At 63.8% G+C, this 24,273-nt stretch carries 23 protein-coding genes; 4 read left to right on the top strand and 19 right to left on the bottom strand.

The genetic code is table 11. The annotated features are described in order from the left end of the window. Window positions 1-8: 8 nt before the first annotated feature. The 19 genes from YUU_RS0118870 to YUU_RS0118780 form a co-directional block, all read right to left on the bottom strand. A complete protein-coding gene (locus YUU_RS0118870) occupies window positions 9-1,517 on the bottom strand; it encodes an NADH-quinone oxidoreductase subunit M (protein ID WP_027523806.1) in 1,509 nt (502 codons plus the stop codon). Next, window positions 1,518-3,596, bottom strand: coding sequence for an NADH-quinone oxidoreductase subunit L (gene nuoL / locus YUU_RS0118865; protein ID WP_027523805.1), 2,079 nt, complete (start codon window positions 3,594-3,596; stop codon window positions 1,518-1,520). A 7-nt stretch (window positions 3,597-3,603) separates the two neighbouring features. Next, a complete protein-coding gene (nuoK, locus tag YUU_RS0118860) occupies window positions 3,604-3,912 on the bottom strand; it encodes an NADH-quinone oxidoreductase subunit NuoK (protein WP_027523804.1) in 309 nt (102 codons plus the stop codon). Then, a complete protein-coding gene (locus YUU_RS0118855) occupies window positions 3,909-4,547 on the bottom strand; it encodes an NADH-quinone oxidoreductase subunit J (RefSeq protein WP_027523803.1) in 639 nt (212 codons plus the stop codon). The genes nuoK and YUU_RS0118855 overlap by 4 nt, the downstream gene beginning before the upstream one ends. 9 nt (window positions 4,548-4,556) lie before the next feature. Next, window positions 4,557-5,045, bottom strand: coding sequence for an NADH-quinone oxidoreductase subunit NuoI (gene nuoI, locus YUU_RS0118850; RefSeq protein WP_026232873.1), 489 nt, complete (start codon window positions 5,043-5,045; stop codon window positions 4,557-4,559). A 14-nt stretch (window positions 5,046-5,059) separates the two neighbouring features. Further along, the gene (gene nuoH, locus YUU_RS0118845; protein ID WP_027523802.1) at window positions 5,060-6,127 is read right to left on the bottom strand and encodes an NADH-quinone oxidoreductase subunit NuoH; all 1,068 of its coding nucleotides are present in this window, start codon (window positions 6,125-6,127) and stop codon (window positions 5,060-5,062) included. A gap of 10 nt (window positions 6,128-6,137) precedes the next feature. Then, window positions 6,138-8,213 (bottom strand): NADH-quinone oxidoreductase subunit NuoG, encoded by a 2,076-nt coding sequence (gene nuoG / locus YUU_RS0118840; RefSeq protein ID WP_027523801.1) that lies wholly within the window; start codon window positions 8,211-8,213, stop codon window positions 6,138-6,140. Between the two features lie 5 nt (window positions 8,214-8,218). Beyond that, window positions 8,219-9,544 (bottom strand): NADH-quinone oxidoreductase subunit NuoF, encoded by a 1,326-nt coding sequence (gene nuoF / locus YUU_RS0118835; protein ID WP_027523800.1) that lies wholly within the window; start codon window positions 9,542-9,544, stop codon window positions 8,219-8,221. Between the two features lie 15 nt (window positions 9,545-9,559). After that, window positions 9,560-9,766, bottom strand: a complete 207-nt coding sequence (locus tag YUU_RS55120) for a hypothetical protein (protein WP_027523799.1) — start codon at window positions 9,764-9,766, stop codon at window positions 9,560-9,562. Then, window positions 9,766-10,377 (bottom strand): NADH-quinone oxidoreductase subunit NuoE, encoded by a 612-nt coding sequence (gene nuoE / locus YUU_RS0118825; protein WP_027523798.1) that lies wholly within the window; start codon window positions 10,375-10,377, stop codon window positions 9,766-9,768. Before nuoE ends, YUU_RS55120 begins: the two co-directional genes overlap by 1 nt. A gap of 12 nt (window positions 10,378-10,389) precedes the next feature. Beyond that, complete coding sequence (locus YUU_RS0118820) at window positions 10,390-11,352, bottom strand: FkbM family methyltransferase (RefSeq protein WP_027523797.1); 963 nt, start codon at window positions 11,350-11,352, stop codon at window positions 10,390-10,392. Then, on the bottom strand, window positions 11,352-12,548 hold the full coding sequence (locus YUU_RS0118815; RefSeq protein ID WP_027523796.1) for an NADH-quinone oxidoreductase subunit D: 1,197 nt from the start codon (window positions 12,546-12,548) through the stop codon (window positions 11,352-11,354). The genes YUU_RS0118820 and YUU_RS0118815 overlap by 1 nt, the downstream gene beginning before the upstream one ends. Before the next feature lie 2 nt (window positions 12,549-12,550). Next, entirely contained in the window at window positions 12,551-13,162 is a 612-nt protein-coding gene (locus YUU_RS0118810; RefSeq protein ID WP_027523795.1) for an NADH-quinone oxidoreductase subunit C, read from the bottom strand. An 11-nt stretch (window positions 13,163-13,173) separates the two neighbouring features. After that, window positions 13,174-13,764: an NADH-quinone oxidoreductase subunit B family protein gene (locus tag YUU_RS0118805; RefSeq protein ID WP_027523794.1), complete on the bottom strand. Its 591-nt coding sequence runs from the start codon at window positions 13,762-13,764 to the stop codon at window positions 13,174-13,176. Beyond that, window positions 13,755-14,120, bottom strand: coding sequence for an NADH-quinone oxidoreductase subunit A (locus tag YUU_RS0118800; RefSeq protein ID WP_008136158.1), 366 nt, complete (start codon window positions 14,118-14,120; stop codon window positions 13,755-13,757). Before YUU_RS0118800 ends, YUU_RS0118805 begins: the two co-directional genes overlap by 10 nt. A 264-nt stretch (window positions 14,121-14,384) precedes the next feature. Continuing rightward, complete coding sequence (locus YUU_RS51115) at window positions 14,385-14,594, bottom strand: hypothetical protein (protein ID WP_035662730.1); 210 nt, start codon at window positions 14,592-14,594, stop codon at window positions 14,385-14,387. Beyond that, on the bottom strand, window positions 14,591-15,727 hold the full coding sequence (locus YUU_RS51110) for a PepSY domain-containing protein (RefSeq protein ID WP_035662727.1): 1,137 nt from the start codon (window positions 15,725-15,727) through the stop codon (window positions 14,591-14,593). Before YUU_RS51110 ends, YUU_RS51115 begins: the two co-directional genes overlap by 4 nt. A 22-nt stretch (window positions 15,728-15,749) precedes the next feature. Next, entirely contained in the window at window positions 15,750-18,011 is a 2,262-nt protein-coding gene (locus YUU_RS0118785; protein WP_027523793.1) for a TonB-dependent siderophore receptor, read from the bottom strand. A 194-nt stretch (window positions 18,012-18,205) separates the two neighbouring features. After that, on the bottom strand, window positions 18,206-18,721 hold the full coding sequence (locus tag YUU_RS0118780) for a MarR family transcriptional regulator (protein WP_027523792.1): 516 nt from the start codon (window positions 18,719-18,721) through the stop codon (window positions 18,206-18,208). 174 nt (window positions 18,722-18,895) lie between these two features. Here YUU_RS0118780 and YUU_RS0118775 point away from each other — a divergent pair, with 174 nt between their 5' ends. The 4 genes from YUU_RS0118775 to YUU_RS62570 form a co-directional block, all read left to right on the top strand. After that, window positions 18,896-20,086 (top strand): aromatic ring-hydroxylating dioxygenase subunit alpha, encoded by a 1,191-nt coding sequence (locus YUU_RS0118775; protein ID WP_027523791.1) that lies wholly within the window; start codon window positions 18,896-18,898, stop codon window positions 20,084-20,086. A 45-nt stretch (window positions 20,087-20,131) separates the two neighbouring features. Next, window positions 20,132-21,427 carry an MFS transporter gene (locus tag YUU_RS0118770; protein WP_027523790.1) on the top strand — a complete coding sequence of 432 codons (1,296 nt, stop codon included), beginning with the start codon at window positions 20,132-20,134 and terminating at the stop codon, window positions 21,425-21,427. A gap of 125 nt (window positions 21,428-21,552) precedes the next feature. Continuing rightward, window positions 21,553-21,756 carry a hypothetical protein gene (locus YUU_RS0118765; protein ID WP_027523789.1) on the top strand — a complete coding sequence of 68 codons (204 nt, stop codon included), beginning with the start codon at window positions 21,553-21,555 and terminating at the stop codon, window positions 21,754-21,756. 1,912 nt (window positions 21,757-23,668) lie between these two features. Next, on the top strand, window positions 23,669-24,273 hold a 605-nt coding region (locus tag YUU_RS62570; RefSeq protein ID WP_198031776.1), incomplete at its 3' end, for an Ig-like domain-containing protein.

Below are 24,273 nucleotides of genomic sequence, written 5' to 3'. Positions count from 1 at the left end.
CTGCCCGCTCACTGGAGCAGAGCGGCGGCCTTCACGGCCGTCACCGCGGTGTTGTAATTGTTGACGAGTTGCTGGACCGAGGCGGCCGACATGTCGAGCACCGGCTTCGGATAGACGCCGAACAGGATCGTCAGCGCGATCAGTGGAAACAGCGTCAGGCACTCCCGGAAGGTGAGGTCCTTGATGGTCGTCAGCGACGGCTTCACCAGCGCCCCGAACACGACCTTGCGGTAGAGCCAGAGCGCATAGCATGCCGACAGGATCACGCCTGTCGTGGCGAAGAACGCGGTCGGGAGCGAGACCTTGAAGGTGCCGAGCAGCGTCATGAACTCGCCGACGAAACCGCTGGTGCCGGGCAGACCGACATTGGCCATGGTGAAGACCATGAAGGTCAGCGCGTAGAGCGGCATCCGGTTGACGAGGCCACCATAGGCCGCGATCTCGCGGGTGTGCATGCGGTCGTAGACGATGCCGACGCAGAGGAACAGCGCGCCGGAGACGATGCCGTGCGAGATCATCTGGAACACGCCGCCTGCGACGCCCTGCATGGTGCCGGCGAAGATGCCCATGGTGACGAAGCCCATATGCGCGACCGAGGAGTACGCGATCAGCTTCTTCATGTCCTCCTGCATCATCGCCACCAGCGAGGTGTAGATGATGGCGATGGTCGAGAGCGTGAAGATCAGCGGCGCGAAGTCATGCGAGGCCAGCGGGAACATCGGCAGCGAGAAGCGCAGGAAGCCGTAGCCGCCCATCTTCAGGAGGATCGCGGCCAGGATCACCGAGCCCGCGGTCGGCGCCTCCACGTGCGCGTCCGGCAGCCAGGTGTGCACCGGCCACATCGGCATCTTCACCGCGAAGGAGGCGAAGAAGGCCAGCCACGCCCAGGTCTGCAAGCTGCGCGGCACCGCGGTATGCATCAGGGTCGGGATGTCGGTCGTGTTGCCGTTCCAGTACAGCGCCATGATGGCGAGCAGCATCAGCACTGAGCCGAGGAACGTGTAGAGGAAGAACTTGAACGAGGCATAGACCCGGCGCGGACCGCCCCAGACGCCGATGATCAGGAACATCGGGATCAGGCCGCCCTCGAAGAACAAGTAGAACAGCACGAGATCGAGCGCCGAGAAGGTGCCGATCATCAGCGTTTCCAGGATCAGGAACGCCATCATGTACTCGCGCACCCGGTTCTGGATCGCCTTCCAGCTCGCGATGATGCAGAGCGGCATCAGGGCGGTGGTCAGGATCACGAAGGGCAGCGAGATGCCGTCCACACCCATGTGATAGGTGATGCCGGCGGCGAGCCAATTGGCCTTCTCGACGAACTGGAAGTCGGCGATCGAGGGATCGAAGCGGGCGACCAGGAGCAGCGAGACCGCGAAGGTGATCAGCGTGGTCCACAGCGCGATCCAGCGCGAGTTGCGCTTGGCCGCTTCATCCTCGCCGCGGACGAGGTAGACGAGCAGCGCGCCGACCAGCGGCAGGAAGGTGGTGACGGAGAGGATGGGCCAGGTTGTCATTTACTGGCCTCCAAAGCCGAACATGAACCAGGTGATCAGGCCGGCGACACCGATCAGCATCGCGAATGCGTAGTGATAGAGATAGCCGGTCTGGATCTTCACGACATTGCGGGTGACGTCCAGGACGCGCGCGGAGACGCCGTCCGGGCCGAAGCCGTCGATGATGAAGCCATCGCCCTTCTTCCAGAGCTGGTAGCCGATCCACTTCGCCGGACGAACGAAGATGGTGTCGTAGAGCTCGTCGAAGTACCACTTGTTGAGCAGGAACTGGTACAGCATCGGCTGGGTGTTCGCGAGCTCGACCGGCAGATAGGTCCAGCGGATGTAGAACAGGTAGGACACCACGAAGCCGCCCACCATCATCACGAAGGGCAGCCATCCCAGCAGGGGCGGCATGTGCTCCATGTCCTCGAGGATATGCGGATTCATCTTCACGGATTCGCGGAAGAACTCTTCCACGCCGTGAGGTCCGGTGAATATCTCCTTGAACGGGAAGCCCGAAAGGATCGAGCCGGCTGCTAGGACACCGATCGGGACCAGCATCCACATCGGGCTCTCATGCGCCGCCTCGTAGTGCTTCTCGTCGTGCGGCTCGCCGAAGAAGGTCTTGAAGATCAGGCGCCAGGAATAAAAAGAGGTCAGGGCCGCGGCTGCGACCGTCAGGAGATAGGCATAGGTCGCGAACGGGTTGTGCGAGGCATAGGCGGACTCGATGATCGCATCCTTCGAGAAGTAGCCCGCGAACAGCGGGAAGCCGGTCAGCGCCAGCGTGCCGACGGTCATCACAGCGAACGTATACGGGATCTTCCGCCACAGGCCGCCCATGTTGCGGATGTCCTGCTCGTGGTGCATCGCGTAGATCACCGAGCCAGAGCCCAAGAACAACAGCGCCTTGAAGAAGGCGTGCGTGAACAGGTGGAACATGCCGACCGAGTAGGCCCCCGCCCCCATCGCCACGAACATGTAGCCGAGCTGTGAACAGGTCGAGTAAGCGACGATGCGCTTGATGTCGTTCTGAACGAGGCCGATGGTCGCGGCGAAGAACGCCGTCGTCGCGCCGAAGAACATCACGACGGCCTGCGCGTTCGGCGCCAGCTCGAACAGCGGCGACAGCCGCGCCACCATGAAGACGCCCGCCGTCACCATGGTCGCGGCGTGGATCAGCGCCGACACCGGGGTCGGGCCTTCCATCGCGTCCGGCAACCAGGTGTGCAGCAGGAACTGCGCCGACTTGCCCATCGCGCCCATGAACAGCAGCACGCAGGCAAACGTCAGGGCGTCGGCGTGCCAGCCGAAGAAGTTGATGGTCTTGCCGGTGAGGCCGGGCGCCGCATGGAAGATGGTCTCGAAATCGGTCGAGCCGACCAGCGCGAACACCGCAAAGATGCCGAGCGCAAAGCCGAAGTCGCCGACGCGGTTGACGACGAAGGCCTTGATCGCCGCCGCGTTTGCCGACGGCTTCTGGTACCAGAAGCCGATCAGCAGGTAGCTGGCGAGGCCCACGCCTTCCCAGCCGAAGAACAGCTGCACGAGGTTGTCGGCCGTCACCAGCATCAGCATGGCGAAGGTAAACAGCGAGAGATAGCCGAAGAAGCGCGGACGGTACGGATCCTCGTCCATGTAGCCGATGGAATAGAGGTGCACGAGCGAGGACACGGTGTTGACCACCACCAGCATGACGGCGGTGAGCGTGTCGACCCGCAGCGCCCAGTAGACCTGGAGGTCGCCGGAGAGAATCCAGGGCAGCAGCGGAATCCGCGCGTCGTGGTGCATGAAGCCGACGTCGACCAGCGTGAACCAGGACAGGGCCGCCGAGACGAACAGCAGCCCGGTCGTGATCAGCTCGGCCGCACGCGAGCCCTGAGCCGGCGGCTCGGAAACGTGGTGGTCGTCGTGGCCGTGATCGTCGTGGGCGTGGTCATCGTGGGCGGCCGCAGCATGGGCGTCGCCATGACCGTGATCGTCACCGTGATGCTCGACCGTATCGCCACTGGGGTTGCGGGCATGCGCGCCGAAAATGGCGATCAGGCCGGCGAGAATGGCGCCCAGCAGAGGCAGAAAGACAATTGCCTGGACCATAGCTGGGTTAACCCTTCATCAGATTGACGTCCTCAACCGCGATCGAACCGCGGTTGCGGAAATAGACCACCAGGATGGCGAGACCGATCGCGGCTTCGGCAGCTGCGACCGTCAGCACCAGCAGCGCGAAGACCTGGCCGACGATGTCGCCGAGGAAGGTCGAGAACGCCACGAAGTTGATGTTGACCGAGAGCAGGATCAGCTCGATCGACATCAGGATGACGATGATGTTCTTGCGGTTCAGGAAGATACCGAGGATGCCGAGCGTGAACAGGATCGCGCCGACGGCAAGATAGTGTCCGAGCCCGATCGTCATTTCACCCACTCCGCCGCATCGGCATCCTGGAGCCCCTGCCCCGGCGCCACCTTGCGCAGCGCCATCGCCATGTCGGGCGTGCGCGCGTTCTGAACGTTGATGTCCTGCCGCTTGACGCTGGCCTTGTGGCGCAGGGTCAGCACGATGGCACCGATCATCGCGACCAGCAGCACCATGCCGGCGAGCTGGAAGTAATGGATGTACTTCGTATAGAGCACGAGCCCGAGCGCCTCGGTGTTGGAGACGTTGGTCGGGATCGCCGCCGTGATCGTCTTGGACACGGTCGGGTTGATCACCCAGGCGCCGACGACCAGCAACAGCTCGAACATGAAGATGCCGCCGATCACGAGGCCAACCGGCAGGTACTCGATGAAGCCCTCGCGCAGCTCGAGGAAATCGACGTCGAGCATCATGATCACGAACAGGAACAGCACCGCGACCGCGCCGACATAGACGACGATCAGGATCATCGCCAGGAACTCGGCGCCCATCAGCACGAACAGGCCGGAGGCGTTGACGAAGGCCAGGATCAGGTACAGCACGGAGTGCACGGGATTGCGCGAGACAATCACCATCACCGCCGAGGCGACGCAGATGCCGGCGAACAGATAGAAGAACAGCGCGGGAAGGATCATGCCCTCACCTCACCGGTACGGCGCGTCGAGCTCGATCGCTTTCGCGATCTCGCGTTCCCAGCGATCGCCATTGGCGAGCAGCTTGGCCTTGTCATAGAACAGTTCCTCGCGGGTCTCGGTCGCGAACTCGAAGTTCGGGCCTTCGACGATGGCGTCGACCGGGCAGGCCTCCTGGCAGAGGCCGCAATAGATGCACTTCACCATGTCGATGTCGTAGCGCACGGTGCGGCGGGTGCCGTCGTTGCGGCGCGGACCGGCCTCGATGGTGATGGCCTGCGCAGGGCATACCGCCTCGCACAGCTTGCAGGCGATGCAGCGCTCTTCGCCGTTCGGATAGCGGCGCAGCGCGTGCTCGCCGCGGAAGCGTGGCGAGATCGGGCCCTTCTCGAAGGGGTAGTTCAGCGTCGGCTTCGGCTGGAAGAAGTAGCGCATGGCGAGGAAGAACGCCGAGACGAATTCCGACAGCAGAAGCGAGCGCGCGGTGGCGTTGATGTTGATACCCATGGCGGACCTCACTTCGGCGCGATGCCGGCGAAATGCAGCACGCCGGCCACCACGACCACCATCGCGAGCGACAGCGGCAGGAACACCTTCCAGCCGAGGCGCATCAGTTGATCGTAGCGGTAGCGCGGCACGATCGCCTTTGCCATCGCGAACAGGAAGAACATGAAGAACAGTTTGAGCGAGAACCAGATGATCCCCGGCACCCAGTTGAACGGCGGCAGATCGACCGGCGGCAGCCAGCCGCCCAGGAACAAAATGGTCGCCATCGCGCACATCGTGACGATCGCGACATACTCACCGAGCATGAACAGCAGGTACGGCGTCGAGCCGTACTCGACCATGAAGCCGGCGACGAGCTCGGACTCGGCCTCGACGAGGTCGAACGGCGGGCGGTTGGTTTCCGCCAGTGCCGAGACGTAGAACACCACGAACATCGGGAACAGCGGCCACACATACCAGTTCAGGATGGTGAGCTGCGGCAGGCCGATCAGGCTCGCAAAGCCGTGCAGCTTCTGCGCCTCGACCACGGCCGAGAGGTTCAGCGTGCCGGCGCAGAGCAGAACGGTGATGATGACGAAGCCGATCGAGACCTCGTAGGACACCATCTGCGCCGCCGAGCGCAGCGCAGCCAGGAACGGATATTTCGAGTTCGACGACCAGCCGGCCATGATGATGCCGTAGATCGACAGCGACGAGATCGCGAAGATGTAGAGGATGCCGACGTTGATGTCGGAGATCACCCAGCCGAGGTTGGTCGGGATCACCGCCCAGGCCGCGAGCGCGAGCACGCACGATACCAAGGGAGCAAGGAGAAAGACGCCCTTGTTGGCGCCGGCCGGGATGATCGGCTCCTTCAGCACGAACTTCAGGAGGTCGGCGAAGGACTGGAACAGGCCCCAGGGGCCGACCACGTTCGGGCCGCGGCGGATCTGCACCGCCGCCCAGATCTTGCGGTCGGCGAGCAGGATGTAGGCGATCGCGACCAGCAGGACGACGAGCACCAACACGCTCTCCGCGACCATGATGATCAGCGGCCAGAGGAACCCGGTCCAGAATGCGCTTTCGAAGAATGCCATCAGATCACGCTTACTCCGCTGCGGTCAGCATCTGCCCGGAGGCAAGCCGCGAGCATTCCGCCATCACGGCAGACGCACGCGCGATTGGGTTGGTCAGGTAAAAGTCCTCGATCAGGGCCTTGAACGGCGCCTTCTCCGGCGCGCCGCCCTTGCCCGCGAGCGCCTTGACCTGGTCGGCACTGCCCGTCTCGATCTGGTCCAGACGGATCAGATGCGGCACCGCCTTGAAGATCGCCTGGCGCAGGGCTGCGAGCGAGTCATAGCCAAGCTTCTTGCCGAGCGCTTCTGACAGCGCGCGGACGATCGCCCAGTCCTCGCGGGCCTCGCCCGGCGGGAACGCGGCGCGTCCCGTCATCTGCGCGCGGCCCTCGGTGTTGACGTAGATCGCCGACTTCTCGGTGTAGGCCGCCGCCGGCAGGATCACGTCGGCGCGATGCGCGCCACGGTCGCCATGGGTGCCGATATAGACCACGAAGGTGCCGTCCGGCGCCTTGATCTCGTCGGCGCCGAGCAGGAACAACAGGTCCAGCGTGCCGAAGGTCGTCATCTGCGCGGCGTTCAGGCCGCCAGCGCCCGCCGAGAAACCGATATCCAGCGCGCCGACGCGCGACGCCGTCTCATGCAGCACGCCAAAGCCGTTCCAGCCGTCCTTCACCGCGCCGACATCGAACGCGATCTTGGCCGCCTGCGCGAGGATCGCCGCGCCGTCGTGACGCGAGGTCGCACCCGCGCCGACCAGGATGACCGGATGCTTGGCGTTCTTCAGGACGTCGGCGAAGGAGTGCTTGCCGGCTGCGAGGTCGGCGAGCGTCTCTGTACCGGCACCGAGATGATCGTAGTCGTAGGTCAGATCGGCCTTGGCGCCGATCAAGCCGATCTTGAAGCCGCCCGCGCGCCAGCGCTTGCGGATGCGGGCGTTGAACACGGCCGCCTCCTTGCGCGGATTGGCGCCGATGATCAGGAGCGCGTCGGCCTGCTCGATGCCGACCAGCGTCGGATTGAAGATGTACGAGCCGCGGCCGAGCGCGGGATCGAAGCCATCGCCGCCCTGCACCGCCAGATTGGCCGAGCCGAACTTGGCGAGCAGATCCTTCAGCGCGAACATCTCCTCGACGCCGGCGAGATCGCCTGCGATCGCACCGATGCGCTTGCCGTCGGTGCGGCCCGCCTTGGCGGCAATCGCGGCGAAGGCTTCGGTCCACGAAGCCGCACGCAGCTTGCCGGCCTCGCGGATATAGGGCCGGTCGAGCCGCTGGGTCCGCAGGCCATCGACGACGTGACGGGTCTTGTCGGAAATCCACTCCTCGTTCACGGCCTCGTTGACGCGCGGCAGGATGCGCATCACCTCGCGGCCACGGGTGTCGACGCGGATCGCCGATCCGATGCCGTCCGTCACGTCGACCGACTGCGTCTTGCCGAGCTCCCACGGCCGCGCCGCGAAGGCGTATGGCTTCGAGGTCAGCGCGCCGACCGGGCAGATGTCGACGAGATTGCCCTGAAGCTCGGACGTCAGTGCGTGCTCGAGATAGGTCGTGATCTCCATGTCCTCGCCGCGGCCCGTGGCGCCCATCTCGGGGGCCCCGGCAACTTCCGCCGAGAAGCGGACGCAGCGCGTGCACTGGATGCAGCGGTTCATCGATGTCTTGACCAGCGCACCGAGATATTTGTCCTCGACGGCGCGCTTGTTCTCGGCGAAGCGGCTGGTGTCGACACCATAGCCCATCGCCTGGTCCTGGAGGTCGCACTCGCCGCCTTGGTCGCAGATCGGGCAGTCCAGCGGATGGTTGATGAGAAGGAACTCCATCACGCCTTCGCGCGCCTTCTTCACCATCGGCGAACGCGTGGAGATCTCCGGCGGCTCGCCCTTGGGACCCGGACGGCAATCGCGCACGCCCCAGGCGCAGCTCGCGACCGGCTTCGGGCCGCCCTTCACCTCGACGAGGCACATCCGGCAGTTGCCGGCGATCGACAGCCGCTCGTGATAGCAGAAGCGCGGAATCTCGGCGCCCGCAGCCTCGCACGCCTGGAGCAGCGTGTACTCCGGCGGGACATCGATCTCTTTGCCGTCGATGATGAGCTTTGTCATTCTTCCTACTCCGCCGCGACCATGTTCACGGGATCGCGGACGCCGGCATCGTCGATGTCGGCCTTGTGCGAATACTGGTCGATGCGCGCTTCGATCTCATGACGGAAATGCGCGATCAGGCCCTGGATCGGCCAGGCGGCTGCGTCGCCGAGCGCGCAGATGGTGTGGCCTTCGACCTGCTTGGTGACTTCCAGCAGCATGTCGATCTCGCGCTTGTGGGCGCGGCCCTCGGCCATGCGGGTCAAGACGCGCCACATCCACCCCGTGCCCTCGCGGCACGGCGTGCACTGGCCGCAGCTCTCATGCTTGTAGAAATAGGAGATGCGGGCGATCGCGCGGATCAAGTCGGTCGACTTGTCCATCACGATCACGGCCGCGGTGCCGAGACCCGAACGCAGCTTGCTTAAGGAGTCGAAATCCATCGGCGTGTCGATGATCTGCTCAGCCGGCACCATGCGAACCGACGAGCCGCCAGGAATCACGGCCTTCAGATTGTCCCAGCCGCCGCGGATGCCGCCGCAATGCTTCTCGATCAGCTCACGGAACGGAATCCCCATGGCCTCTTCGACGTTGCAGGGCCGCTCGACATGGCCGGAAATGCAAAAGAGCTTGGTGCCGACATTGTTGGGACGACCGATGCCAGCGAACCACGCCGCACCGCGCCGCAGAATGTCTGGCGCCACCGCGATCGACTCGACGTTGTTGACCGTGGTCGGGCAGCCGAACAGGCCGACATTCGCCGGGAACGGCGGCTTCAGCCGCGGCTGGCCCTTCTTGCCTTCCAGGCTCTCGAGCAGCGCGGTCTCTTCGCCGCAGATATAGGCACCGGCGCCGTGGGCGACGTAGAGGTCGAACGGCCAGCCGTTGACGTTGTCCTTGCCGATCAGCTTGGCGTCATAGGCCTGGTCGATCGCGGCTTGCAGGTGCTCGCGCTCGCGAATGAACTCGCCACGGACATAGATGTAGCAGGCATGCGCGTTCATCGCGAAGCTCGCGATCAGGCAGCCCTCGATCAGGAGATGCGGATCGTGCCGCATGATCTCGCGATCCTTGCAAGTGCCGGGCTCGGACTCGTCGGCGTTGACGACGAGATAGCTCGGCCGGCCGTCGGTCGATTCCTTCGGCATGAACGACCATTTCAGGCCCGTCGGGAAGCCGGCGCCGCCGCGGCCGCGCAGGCCCGATGCCTTCATCTCGTTGATGATCCAGTCGCGGCCCTTGTCGATGATGGCCTTCGTGCCATCCCAGGCGCCGCGGCGCCGCGCGCCCTCGAGCCCCCAATCATGGAGGCCGTAGAGGTTCTTGAAGATGCGGTCCTTGTCCTCGAGCATTTCAGTGCTTTCCGATCAACGGTTGGCTTGCTTGTAGGCAAGCCCGGCGGCGCAGACAGCGAAGGTCAGCGCCCAGAGCAGACTGGTTTCCAGCGACGCGTTCAGGGTGAAGCGCTGCAGCAGGAAGATGAAGGCGGCCGCGACAGCGGCATGCATCGCGATGAAGCCCCACTTCTTCACGGCGCCGCTCCTCTCCGCTGCCGGTGACGCGAGATCACGCATCAGGTGGTCTCCTTCAGCGTGGTCGGTCCGGTGATGGGGGCCGAGAACTGACGGCCGTTCTGCGGGCCGGGCTTGGGCGGATTGCCCGAGGCAAAGCCGTCGAGCACCTTACCGAAGCTGTCCTTGGTCAGATCCTCATAGGTGTCCTTGCCGATCAGGACCATCGGCGCGTTCACGCAGGCGCCCAGGCACTCGACCTCTTCCCAACTGAAATTGCCGTCCTTGGAAAGGTGGAAGGGCTCGTGATGGATCCGGCTCTCGCAGACGTGGATCAGGTCTTCGGCGCCGCGCAGCCGGCACGGCGTGGTGCCGCAGACCTGGACGTGGGCCTTCTTGCCGACGGGCGCGAGCTGGAACATCGTGTAGAAGGTCGCAACTTCCAGCACGCGGATGTAGGGCATGTCGAGCATGTCGGCGATCACGCGGATTGCGGCTTCCGACACCCAGCCGTCGTTCTGCTCCTGCGCGCGCCACAAAATCGCAATCACGGCGGAGGCCTGGCGACCGGCCGGATACTTCGCGATCTGCTGCTTCGCGAACGCGAGGTTCTCCTCCGTGAACGCAAAGCTCGCGGGCTGGACTTCCTTGGGCGCTAGGCGGCGAACGGACATCTCTTCAATCTCTCACTGGATACGGCGCACAGCCTTCGCATTCAGGGCATCGATCCTGTCCTGCCAGAATGCGCTTGCGGTGCCGAAAACGTTGTAGCCGACGTGGGTGGAGACCTTGATGCGATCGAGGATCGAGAGTTCGGTCACCGTCTCCATGCGATTGGTGCTGGGATCGTAGACAATCAGCTTAAGCGGGGTCTGTTCGAGGATGTAGCGCGACACCGCGTGCGAACGGTCGCTGCCGTGCTCCTCGCAGATGATCACGCTGTCGCCTTCAAGAAGCCGCTTGCCGCCCTTGATGGCCTCGATCTCGACGCCCTCGACGTCGAGCTTGATCAGATACTTGCCGCCACCCTCGACCTTGCCGTCATCGAGCAGATTGTCGAGCGCAATCACCGGCACTTCCTCGCCGCCCGCCGAGGGGGCGCCGGCGATGCTGAAGGCCTCGTGCTTGGTGCCGGACAGCCGCGCGGTACCGCGCTCGGCACCGATCGCGCATTTCATGGTCTCGAAACGGTTGCCGTTGATGCGGGCGTTGTTCGCAAGCTTCGGATAGTTCTGACCCGACGGCTCGATGGCGATCGCATTGTGCGAGCCGAACGGCTTGCTCGACACCAGCACCGACCAGTAGCCGTAGTTCGCGCCGCAATCGAGCAGCGTGTAATCGACGTCGACGGAGTCCGCGAACAACAGCTCCAGCTCGTCCTCGTAATTGTAGGAGCGGTTGAGCAGCTTGCTCCAATAACCGTCGCCGTAAGGAAATTCGAAGACGGCGTCTGGGTTGAGCTTGATCGCGATGTTGCGCTCGGGCAGCGTTTTCCGCAGCAGGTTCGCGCAGGCGATGTAGCCCATGTGGGAGAAGTGCGAGGAGATCTTCGATCCCGTCACCAGCGCCAAGGCAGCCGTCCGCTCCCACAGGTTGGCCCCTTCAAGGGCCCCCGAGCCGCGGTCAAACTGGATTGGCGCCTGCGCCATCACCGATCGACCTCTCCGAACACGATGTCGAGCGAGCCGAGGATGGCCGAGACGTCGGCGAGCAGATGGCCCCTGCAAATGTGATCCATAGCCTGCAGATGGGCAAATCCCGGCGCGCGGATCTTGCACTTGTAGGGCTTGTTGGTGCCGTCGGAGACGAGATAGACGCCGAACTCGCCCTTCGGCGCCTCGACCGCGGCATAGACCTCGCCGGCCGGCACGTGGACGCCTTCGGTGTAGAGCTTGAAGTGATGGATGAGCGCTTCCATCGAGCGCTTCATCTCGCCGCGGCGCGGCGGGAAGACCTTGTTGTCCTCGACCGCGACCGGCCCCTGCCCGTCCGGCGCCTTCAGCTTCTCGATGCACTGCCTCATGATCCGCACCGACTGGCGCATCTCTTCCATGCGGATCAGGTAGCGGTCGTAGCAGTCGCCATTCTTGCCTATCGGAACGTCGAATTCCATCTCGGCATAGCATTCATAGGGCTGCGCCTTGCGCAGGTCCCAGGCCGCGCCCGAGCCGCGCACCATCACGCCCGAAAAACCCCACTCCCAGGCTTCCTTCAGCGGCACCACGCCGATATCGACGTTACGCTGCTTGAAGATGCGGTTGGCGGTGAGCAGGCGGTCGAGGTCGTCGACCACTTTCAGGAACGGATCGCACCAGGCCTCGATGTCGTTGATCAGCTTGGGCGGCAGGTCCTGGTGCACGCCGCCGACGCGGAAAAAAGCTGCGTGCATACGGCTGCCCGAGGCGCGCTCGTAGAACACCATCAGCTTCTCGCGCTCTTCGAAGCCCCACAGCGGCGGGGTCAGCGCGCCGACGTCCATCGCCTGCGTGGTCACGTTGAGAAGATGCGAGAGGATGCGGCCGATCTCGCAATAGAGCACGCGGATCAACTGGCCGCGGCGCGGCACCTCAATGCCAAGCAGCTTTTCCGCCGCAAGGCAGAAAGCGTGCTCCTGGTTCATCGGCGCGACGTAGTCCAGGCGATCGAAATAAGGAATCGCCTGCAAGTACGTCTTCTGCTCGATCAGCTTTTCCGTGCCGCGGTGAAGCAGACCGATATGGGGATCGACGCGCGCGACGATTTCACCATCCAGTTCGAGCACGAGGCGCAACACGCCATGTGCCGCCGGATGCTGCGGACCAAAGTTGATGGTGAAATTACGGAGGTTCTCAGGTTGTTCGTTCATGATCAGACCTTCGGCCCCGCCTTCTCATCGCCGGGCAGCGGATAGTCCGCCCCTTCCCACGGCGACAGGAAATCAAACTTGCGGAATTCCTGGTTGAGCCGGACCGGCTCGTACACAACCCGCTTCTCCTGGTCGTCGTAGCGGACCTCGACGAAACCGGTGAGCGGGAAGTCCTTGCGCAGCGGATGCCCCTCGAAACCGTAATCGGTGAGGATGCGGCGCATGTCGGGATGGCCGACGAAGATCACGCCATAGAGGTCGTAGGTCTCGCGCTCGAACCAGTCGGCGCCGGGAAACACCTCGATCAGCGACGGCACCTGCGTGGTCTCATCGGCCTGCGCCTTGAGCCGGATCCGGGTGTTCAGGGTCGGCGACATCAGATGATAGACGACGTCGAAGCGCTTCTCGCGCGACGGGTAATCCACCGCCGTCACGTCGGTAAAGTTGACGAAGCGGCAGTTCGGATCGTCGCGGAGGTACTTGACCACCTCAACGATCTTGGCGGCCTCGACGTCCACCGTGAGCTGGTTGAAGGCCACCGCGTGACCGGTGGCGGCGCCCGGAAGCGCGCTAACGATCGTTTGCCCAAGGGCGTCGAGCTTGCCGTCGTCCATGACGTAAAACCTTAGCGTTCGATGGTGCCGGTGCGCCGGATCTTCTTTTGCAACAGCAGCACGCCATAGAGCAGCGCTTCCGCCGTGGGCGGGCAGCCCGGCACGTAGATGTCGATCGGCACGATGCGGTCGCAACCGCGCACGACCGAGTAGGAATAATGATAGTAGCCGCCGCCATTGGCGCAGGAGCCCATGGAGATGACGTAGCGCGGCTCTGGCATCTGGTCGTAGACCTTGCGCAGCGCCGGGGCCATCTTGTTGGTCAGGGTGCCTGCGACGATCATCACGTCGGACTGGCGCGGCGAGGCACGTGGCGCAAAGCCGAAGCGCTCGACGTCGTAGCGCGGCATCGAGACCTGCATCATCTCGACCGCGCAGCAGGCGAGACCGAAGGTCATCCACATCAGCGAGCCCGTGCGCGCCCAGGTGATCAGATCATCTGTGGCCGCAACGAAGAAGCCCTTGTCGGACAGCTCGTGATTGACCTCGAGGAAGAACGGATCGTTGGCTCCGACCGGCTTGCCGGTCGACGGGTCGAGAATGCCCTTGGGGGCCGGCGCTAGAACCGGACCGGAGGACTGTGTGGCAGGGTTCAATCCCATTCGAGTGCCCCTTTCTTCCATTCATAGGCAAACCCCACCGTCAGCACGGCGAGGAACACCACCATGGACCAGAAGCCTGTCGCACCAAGCTTGCCGAACGCTACCGCCCAGGGGAACAGGAACGCCACCTCGAGGTCGAAGATGATGAAGAGGATGGCGACCAGGTAGAAGCGGACGTCGAACTTCATCCGGGCGTCGTCGAAGGCGTTGAAACCGCACTCATACGCCGACAGCTTTTCCGGATCCGGCTGCTGGAACGCCACGATGAAGGGCGCGATCAGCAGCACGAGGCCAATCAGGCCCGCTACCCCTATAAAGACCACAAGTGGAAGATAGTTCTGCAGAATGCCGCTCATTGGCGAGCCCTTTTTCCCGCAAGCCTCGGGTGGCTCGCGGATTCGTCCCAATTTGGAATTGTTCTGAGCCTTAGCGCAGTGCACCAAAGGGTGCAAGACGCGCTGTTTTTAGGCCCTTTGCCGCCCCCAGAACAGTGGTAATCCCGGAATCGCCCCGCGGTTGGTATGGAGCAGAACGGCCGCCCCAGCAAGGGCATCCATGTCAGTCTCCCCGCCGTCGGCGGATGCTCCGCGCGGAGCACGTCGGACCGCGTCTCGGGGTGTCTAGGACGGCTTTGCTGTCCTGCCGCGGCGCAGCCAGGCCCAGGGAATGACGAGCACGGGAAAGCCGACCGTCACCCAAGCGACATATTTGCCGATCTCGCCCCAGAGCAGCGCCGCCAACAGGCCGATCGAGGTCGCCACCGCAATCAGAATCGGCGCGCCGAAGACCCGTATCCACGGACGCGAGCGGCCGGACGAGCCATGCATCATGACGGGACCGGGGCTCGTTTGGCGAATGCGTCGGCGCGGGCGGGTCCCCGCTTCCGCCGCCGCGCCAGCCAAAGGTAGAGGCCGCTGCCGATCACGATCATCGTGAGCACGTCGAGCGCGGCCCAGATCACCTTCAGCGGCATACCGCCATAGTCGCCGAAATGCAGCGGTTGCGAAATCAAGAGCGCCTGGAGATATGCCGGCAGCGCCCGGCTGTCGGCGACCTCCCCGGTCTCCCCGTCCAGCAGCACAGGCTTCAGCAGGCGCGCCGTAAGCGCGGTATCGCCGCGCATGAACGCCGCGAAATGGTGCGATGACGTGAACGGGGTGCCCGGGAAGGCGATGAAGGCGATGTCCATGCCGGGTGCGGCCGCCCTGGCGCGGGCGACGACGCCGTCAAGCGAGGCCAGACGCAGCGGCGGCGGCTTGCCGGCATAGGGCCCGACCATGCTCGCCAGTTCGGTCGCCTTCCATTGATCGAGCATCAGCTCGGCCCAGGTGTTGATCACGCCGGTCAGCCCGACCACCAGCGCCCAGACAACCGTCACCACGCCGATCAGATTATGCCAGTCGAGCCAGACCACGCGGCGCGCGGCGGAAGCGCGGATGGTTGCAAAGCGCAGGCGGCGGGTGAACGGCCGGTACAGCACCACGCCGGAGATGATCGCGACCGCGAACATGAGCCCCATCGCGCCGAGAAACAGCTTTCCGGCCTGGCCGGCGAACATGTCCGTGTGCAGTTTGAGCACGATCAGCATCGGCCCGACGCCGACGGGTCCGAGCAGCCTGGCCGAGACCGCATCGACGGCACGCACGGTGGCATTGTCCGGCGGGCCGTCCGGCGCGCTATTGGTGAATGCGAACACGATCCCGGGTTCGTCCTTGTCCCAGGAGATATACTGCAGCACCCGCCCCGGATCGGCTGCAAGCGCGGCGTCGGCGACCTCCTGGGTGGTCGCACGCGCCGCGCCCGCATGAGCTTCGGGGCGGGGGGCATAGCCCAGAAGCTCATCGATCTCGTGATGGAAGATCAGCGGCAGGCCGGTCAGGCAGAGCAGGAGCAGGAACACGGTCGAGATCAGGCTGGTCCAGGTGTGGACCACGGACCAGACCCTGACGGTGCGCGCCTTCACGACGCGATCCCCTCGCCTGCCCTCACCATTTGTACGACACGCTGGCTGTGACGCGCCGGCGATCGCCGTAGAAGCAGGACGTCGCCGACGCACAACTGGCGACATAGTTCTTGTCGGTCACGTTGATCACGTTCAGCGCGGTGCGCCAATTCTGCCATTCGTAGTGAAGCGCGAGATCGCCGAGCACGACGGCGGGAACCTCGAGCGTGTTGGCGGTGTCAGCCCAGGACGAGCCGACATAGCGCACGCCCCCGCCGAAGCCGAACCCCGCCAGCGGTCCCTCCTTGAACGTGTAGTCGGCCCAGCCCGAGGCCAGGAGCTCAGGCGTGTTGGTCGGCGTCTTGCCGATTAGCGATGAATCGAGATCCTTGCTGGTGAAGAGATGATAGCTGGTGAAGGCGCCGATCAGCTTCAACTCCTTCGTGACATTGGCTACCGCCTCGAGCTCGATGCCGCGCGAGGTGACCTCGCCGGTCTGGTTCTGCAACAGCGCATTTGACGGATCGGTGGTCAGCGCGTTCTGACGCTTCAGGTCGAAGGCCGAGACCGTGAAGTAACCGTCGAACCACTTCGGCTGCACCTTCAGGCCGACCTCGACCTGCTTGCCGGTTTCCGGCAGGAGCAACTGGTTGTTGGCATTGAGGCCAATGACCGGATTGTAGCTCGTCGCATAGGACACGTAGGGCGCAAGGCCGTTGTCGAAATTGTAGATGAGGCCCGCGCGCCCGCTGAACCTGCTGTCATCGCGGCTGGCGACTATGGCCCCCGTGTCGCGAGCGGCCTGGGTCGTCTCGACCCAATCATTGCGGCCGCTCACCACGAGCGTGAAATTGCCGAGCTTGATCTGGTCCTGAAGGTAAGTGCCGGCCTGCTTCTGCGTGATTAGGAAGTTGCGGAACGGCCCGTTCGTAAATGGCACATTGAGACCGTAGACCGGACTGAAGACATTGATCGACGGCGTGGTGCCGAACTGGAACTGCTGGTAGTCGTCGATCTGGTAGCCCCGCAAATCGACGCCGAACAGCATCGTGTGCTTCAACAGGCCAGTGTCGAAACGATACTCCAACTGGTTGTCGAGATTGGCCTGGTTGGCGGTGTCCTTCGCATACCAATTGTAGCGCGCGATATCGCCCGTCGTGGCGTTGGAATAGCCGTTGGCGACGAGGCCGCGATAGGTCACGTCGACATGCGCAAACCGCGCATTCTGCCGGAAGGTCAGGCTGTCGTTGAGATTGCGCTCGAACTGATAGCCGAGCATCTCCTGCTCGCGCGTGAACTTGTCGATGCTGGGATCGCCGAGGAACGTGCTCGTCGGGATGCGGCCGAACGCTGCGTTGGTCACCGTGCCCTGATACGGCAGGAAGTTGATGCCGCGGGTATCCTGCTTCGACGCCGAAGCCAGGACGGTGAACGTCGTGTCGGCATCCGGTTTCCAGGTGACCGACGGCGCGATGAAGTAGTTGTTGTCGGGCGTGAAGTCGACCTGGGTGCCGCCGTTCTGGACCTGACCGACGACGCGATAGAACAGCTTTCCGTTCTCAGGGCTCGTCGCGACGGGACCACCGACATCGAAGCCGACATAGGCGTTGCCGAAATTGTTGACGCCGGTCTCGATGTAGCGGATCGGCTCGCTGGGCGGCATCTTGCTGATGACGTTGACGATGCCGCTCGGGCTCGAGCCGCCATAGAGCACTGCCGAGGGACCGCGCAGCACCTCGACGCGCTCCATGTTGAGGGGCTGGAGCTTCCAGCTTGCATAGGACGTGTAGAAGAGCTGCATGCCGTCGAGGAACAGGCCGACATCGTCGGATTTGAAGCCGCGGATCAGCCACCAGTCATTGCGGGTGTCGGCACCGAAGGTTCCGGCGCGCACGCCCGCCGAATAGCGCAGCACCTCATCCAGCTTGTTCGGCTTCTGGTCGCGGATCTCTTCGGCGCCGATGACCGACACCGATTGCGGCGTCTCCATGATCGGCGTGTTGGTCTTGGTGCCGGACGAGCTGCGGTTAGCGACATAGCCGTGGACCGGACCGCGCGGCGTCTCGACGAATCCGACGTTGCGCTCAGGCTGCGGCTTTCTCTCGCTCGCGCTCTGCGCCGCCGCGCGCGGCGTTCGACGCGGCGCCGCGGCGGCCGCGCGGCGGCGGGGCTCAGGCGAAGCCACGGTAACCGGCGGCAAGGCTTGCGCACCGCTCTGCGACGAGGATCCCGAGGATTGAGCGATCGAAACTTGCGGCAACAGCACCAAAGCGGACGCGGTCGCAAGTCCCGCCGACCGCAGCATTCCAAGACAGTTCAACGCACCACCCCAACCTGCAACGTTTGTTGTTCCATGCCGTCAGTGCGAATGACGACATGCGTTGCGGCGACGCTTAAGCGCGCGCGTGCGGGAAACCTAATTGAATACCTCTTAGAAAATTTCTTAGAGATCCTCCAAGAACTCTTCCAAAATGGGCGCTTCGAAAATCGGCGCGGCGATCAGTCGGGATCCTTTTCCGCCTCTAACATCGCTTCGGCGGTGACCGTCAGGTGATCGATCTGCACCAGCAGCGTATCGAGCTCGTCCTTGCTCAATTGCTCAAGCAGGCGCCGATTGCGCTCTTGCGCGCTGGCAACGATCGCGTCATGGGCGGCGAGTCCCGCCTTGGTCAGCGAGATCAGCACTTCGCGACTGTCGTGCGGATTGGCCGTTTTCGCGATCAGCTTGCGTGACGACAGGCCCGCGAGTGCGCGGCTGATCTGCCCCTTGTCCTGACCGACGGCTTCGGCGAGCCGCGCCACGCTCATCGGCGGACGCCGGCCGAGCGAGGCGACGAGACCGAACTCCACCGAATTCAGTCCGACGAGACGCTTGTAGCGGAGGATGGCGCCGCGCCTGAGCAGATTGGCGAGCACCATCAGCCGCGACGACAGCATCACGGTGATCGGTGCCGGCGGCGCCTCGTCCTCAACGTCAGGCGGCATTCGCCCGCCCCTGCTCGGCTTCTGGCTCATGCGCCACCTCTGCCAACAAACAAACGGCCTGCCAAGGGGCGCAAGGACCGGTGGTTAAAATGATTGTCAGAGGCATTCGCAAGATCGTTGACACTGTCATCGATCTATCGTTGACTGCCTCAACGGGCAAGAACACGACCTGGCGGCCGACGAGCCGCAGGCGGGAGGAGCATCATGACCATCACCCAGCGGGATCGCGATCTCGGCACGGCCTACGCGATGCGGGAAGCAAGCACGCGCACCGAGCTGACTTCGGTCGCGCGCGGCACGCCGATGGGCGAACTGCTCCGCCGCTACTGGCACCCCGTCGGTCTCGTTAGTGACGCCACCGATACGCCCAGGAAAGTCCGCGCGCTCGGCGAGGACCTCGTCCTGTTCCGCGACAAGCATGGCCGGCCCGGCCTGCTGCACGCACGCTGCTGCCACCGCGGCACCACGCTGTATTACGGCAAGGTCGAGGAGGACGGCATCCGCTGCTGCTATCACGGCTGGAAGTTCGACGCGCAAGGCCACTGCCTCGAGCAACCCTGCGAGCCCGACGGCGGGCAGTTCAAGGACAAGGTGCGCCAGCCCTGGTATCCGGTCCAGGAACGCTACGGGCTGATCTTCGCCTATATGGGCCCCGCCGAGAAACGCCCGGTCCTGCCGGCTTATGAATGCCTGGAGACCATGGACGAGGGTGAACTCGTCGAGGCCGATGATTCCTCGATCGGCGGCGGGGGACCAGCCATCATCCCCTGCAACTGGCTCCAGCATTTCGAGAACGTGGTCGATCCCTACCACGTGCCGGTGCTGCACGGCTCGTTCTCGGGCCCGCAATTCACCAACATGATGGCCTCGATGCCGGAGGTGAAGTTCGAGAAATCGCCGCGCGGGGTCCTCGTGCGTTCGGAGCGCAAGCAGGACGACGGCAAGGTGTTTTACCGCGTCAGCGAGGCGGCGCTGCCGACCTTACGCGTCGTGCCGAACCCGCGCGTCGCGCAGTTCGCCCGCGTCGAATCGATCGGCTGGGTGCTCCCGATCGACGACATTTCTTTCCGCATTTATGTCGCCGGCCGAGTGAAGAATGCCGGCGACATCGGCCGCATGCGCTCGAAGTTCAACGGAAAATTCTGGTGGGACATGAGTGAGGCCGAGCACCAGCAGTTTCCCGGCGACTATGAGGCTCAGGTCGGCCAGGGCCCGGTGACCATCCACTCCGAGGAGCATTTTGGCCAGAGCGACCGCGGCATCCTGATGATCCGGCGCATGCTGACCGATCAACTCGAGGCACTCGCCGCAGGCCGCGACCCGATCGGAGTCTCCTTCGATCGCAGCGCGCCGCCGGTCGCATTCGAAGCAGGGAATTACATCCGCGACGCCTAGACGAGACGTACCAACGACAACAAAATAGACGTATCGGGGGAAGCGATGGTCGATGTGACGTCAGACGTGCCGACGCCGGCGGCCGCCGCCGCAAAGCCGTCCGCGCGGCGCTATTACGTGCTGGGCCTGCTCACCATCATCTACGCGCTGAACTTCCTCGATCGCACCATCTTCAACGTCCTGATCGAGCCGATCAAGAAGGAGTTTCAACTCAGCGACACCATGATGGGTCTTTTGGCTGGCTTCGGCTTCGCGCTGTTCTATTCCCTGCTCGGCATTCCCATCGCGCGCATGGCCGACCGGCTGAACCGGCGCAACATCGTCGCGCTCGCCTTCGCGTTCTGGAGCGCGATGACGGCGCTGTGCGGTATGGCCACGAGCGTGACCTCGCTGGCGCTTGCCAGGATTGGCGTCGGCATCGGCGAATCCGCAGGCTCGCCGGCCTCGCAATCGATCGTCGCCGATCTCTTTGCCAAGAATGAGCGGCCCCGCGCGCTCGGCATCTATGCCATCGGCACCTATCTCGGCGTGTTCCTCGGCTATTTCGTCGGCGGCTATGTCAACCAGCACTATGGATGGCGCATGGCCTTCTACGTCGCGGGCCTGCCCGGCATCCTCCTTGCCGCCGTCTTGTGGCTGACGATCTCCGAGCCGAAGCGCGGCGCCATGCAGGAAACGTTCACGCCCGAGCCGCTCGGACCGACGCTGCGCTTTCTCGCCTCCCAGCAGAGCTTCATCGTCGTGCTGATCGGCTTCTGCCTCACGACCTATACGAATTACGCAACCGCGGCGTGGATCCCGCCGTTCCTGGCGCGCGTGCACCATTTGTCGAGCGCCGAGATCGGCACCTATGCAGGGACCTTCAAGGGGCTCGCCGGGATGGCGGGCACGCTGCTCGGCGGCTTCGTGGTGGCGCAGGTCAGCCGCCGCGACGATCGCTGGAAGCTGTGGGCACCCGCGGTGACTTCGGGGCTGGCCGGCCCCGTGTTCGCGCTGTGCATGCTGACGCAGGATTTCGCGACCATGGTCGCGATGCTGGCGCTGACCTCGTTCCTGGTCGGCTTTCATCTCGGGCCGATCTTTGCGATCGCGCAGACGGTGGCAAAGCCCAGCATGCGGGCGCTCGCCTCGGCCCTCATTGCGCTGACCGCAACCTGCTTCGGCCAGGGGCTTGGCCCGCTCATCGTCGGCGTGATCAACGACGCGCTGAAAGCCGGCTTCGGCGCGGACGCCGTCCGCTACTCCCTGCTGTCGGCGGCGGTCACGACCACCGTGGGTGCCCTCCTCTTCCTGCGGGCTGCCCGGACGATCCGGACCGATATCGCCCGGGCGGCGGCCTGAAACGGCCCTCCGGACGAAACCTGGCAAATGAAACCATTTTGCCGAAGGCGCGAAACCATCCGGAAACAGATCGTCCTTAGAACGTGGGCCAACAGACGGGCGGGAAAGCCCGTCGGGAGGCCCAGATGAACCACTCCATTCACTCTGCCGATCGTGCGACACACCTGAAGATCGTGGTGGTGGCGCTGGTGGCCGGTATCGCAGTGGCAGCCTTCGGGATCGCGGCGCGGACCAGCGTCGACCTCACCGAGACCGCCCAGGCCAACCACACGATCAAGGCCGGCAAGCCGGTGGTGGTGACGAGCTCGGGTACGTCGGAGATCCGGTAAGGAAAAAGGTCCGTTTCGGACAGACGCCAAGGCCGCCTCCGGGCGGCTTTTTCGTTTGCGGCGTTTTGTGGAGAATTTAGGGCTAAGCCATTGATTCAATGGCGCGAGAGACGGGGCTCGAACCCGCGACCTCCGGCGTGACAGGCGGTGTGAAAGTTCAACCAAACCAATAGATGTTCCAACCGATGGCCCGCCCGATCCGGGCCTTTTGGCCTGCATAGTTGGAACGGTAGTCCAGCGCGACGACGGGCTTTGGTCGATCGGCCTCGCCGACGACGGCGCCCTCGGCCCGTTCGAAAGCCGCGCATTCGCAGCGGCAGTAGCGGCGCTAATCGACGACCCACCCGATAAAAGACGAAGCCCCCGCGGTGGCAAACGCGAGGGCTCAATTTCGTCTCATGTGACTGCAGCAACTCGTTCGTATACGAACACCTGGCCAACTTCAATAGCGAAGACCCGCCAGAACACACTCGCAGCGCCCGCGCGCTGACCGAACGAACACGCGTTCGGTTGGCCGTGGTCGCCTGTTGTGGCGCTCGGTGGTCCCGCCACACACAGCCGCTCCGATCAACCGTCCGCTAGTGACGGGTTTTGATCCTGCCTTTCCCCGTCGCCGGCCCCAGGCCGCGATAAACGACAGAACGGTGCCGGCGCCTTTCACCGGCAGGTTTTCGATCACTTGGATCGAATAGTCTGGCCTCGAGGCGAGCATATCGAGGCGACACGTTCGGCGGGATCTTTCTCGGGCGAGCTCATCGCAGCTTAGCGTTCGGCGATGGGCAGGTGACTCCTCAAGTCCGACTTTCCGACCGCGCTTAGGCTGCCATGCCGAAGCGGAAACCACGGCGCCGGTTAAATCCGGCTAGACCCCGCGATCCCAGACAATGGGAAGGGAGATCAGCTTGGCCCCCACTAAGGGCACCGTGGCTATACCGAACGGGAAGATGGTGTTCTCAAGTCCATGCTCTGCTGCGTGGACGTGCCTTCCGAAGAGGGAGGGAGGACAAGCGGAAAGCGGAACTGTGCCCGGAGCAGATGACGCTACTTCCCTCGCGAAGTGAGTCGGCGCCACCAACCAAGCCAAGCGGCGCCCAGGGTTTGTGACGTGAGTCACGGCGCGAACGAACCCAAGAGAGCCACACTCTTCTCTTCCTAAACCCATTGCAGGAGCGAGAATAAGCAACGAACTTCACGAACTATCCACCGGCGATCTCGATGAGGTTAGCGGTGGCGACTTGAGGTACTTCCCCACTGAACCTTCCATTACGCCAACCATCCCCATCCCGCCACCCTTGGTGGGACTCGTGGGGGGCGGCCCGGTCATCCCTGTAGGGTACCCTGTACCGTACGGCTCGCCCGACCCGCGTCTCCAGTAGCGCGCACTTAACGCAGGCGGCGCCTCAAGCGCCATCTGCGCACCTTACCGCGCCTGGGGACATCGCCAGGCGCCCACGAGCGCACGTGATAGGCCGCACATAGACATCGATCGCGGTTAGGTCGCAGCTGCCTCGACATTCGTCCGCAGCCAGCCCAAGGGCAGCGTCGGTGATTGGAGTGTGGTCGCGCGCCGAAACCTCATGCTGCGACAGGGTGCTCCTCGAAGCCTGAAAAGAATTGGGCGGCGCACTCAGCATTCCACCTACGGGGTGACCGTAGGTGACCGTAGGACTACGGCACTGCAAATTATCGCCATGTTCGCCTATTTTTTTTGCCACACTTCCTAATTAGCCATTGTGCCGAGCAGTTGGGGGGGCAATCAAATCCCGCTGTCTTGAAATCTGTTCGCGATGCCAGCAACGCGAGCATGCGGTGAGTTGCGCATGTTCGCGGTGCCAGCCACGCGAGCATGCGTTGAGTTGCGCGCCTTCGCGACGCGCAGCAGTGGATATCTTTAACGGTAAAGGATCAGGGCATGGTTGCGTCCGCACCTGTAGTCAAGTCAATCACCAACTATGCCGGCGCAGTCGTTAGCGGAAGCACCGACGTCAACCAGCTGATATTGAATGGGACGGCTGAGGCAGGCAGCACGGTGAACGTGTTCGACGGCACCACCTTTTTGGGCACCACCACCGCGGCTAGCTCAGGTGCCTGGGCCTTTGCGCCGAGCGCCTTGTCGGCCGGCACGCACAGCTTTACCGCCAGCGACACCGATGCCACGGGCACCAGTGTAGTATCGGCAGCAACGGCCGTGAACATCGTGCCGAACATCACCTCGTTCTCGGCTACCAACATGAGCCATTTTACGGTCGACGGCTCCACTGTCGAAGCCCTGAATGCCAACCAGCCGTGGAGCCTGACCAACCCCGATCCCAGCACGCTGCAGTTTCAGGTCCGCTCCGGCGACTATTGGAGCACCTCGGGCTGGAGCGATCTGACCAACGATGGCGGCGCCAACCGCTCGGAAATCGAGTTTCCTACTTACAATGCCGGCACTCAGATCAACGTCTCCTACGGTCTCACTGTGCAACCAGGCCCGGTCAACAACGCCTCGTTTTTCGAACTCGGCCACTTGGACTC

Source organism: Bradyrhizobium sp. Ec3.3, from assembly GCF_000472925.1.
In the GTDB taxonomy this organism is placed as follows: Bacteria; Pseudomonadota; Alphaproteobacteria; order Rhizobiales; family Xanthobacteraceae; genus Bradyrhizobium.
This window is presented reverse-complemented; position numbering and strand designations above follow the sequence as displayed.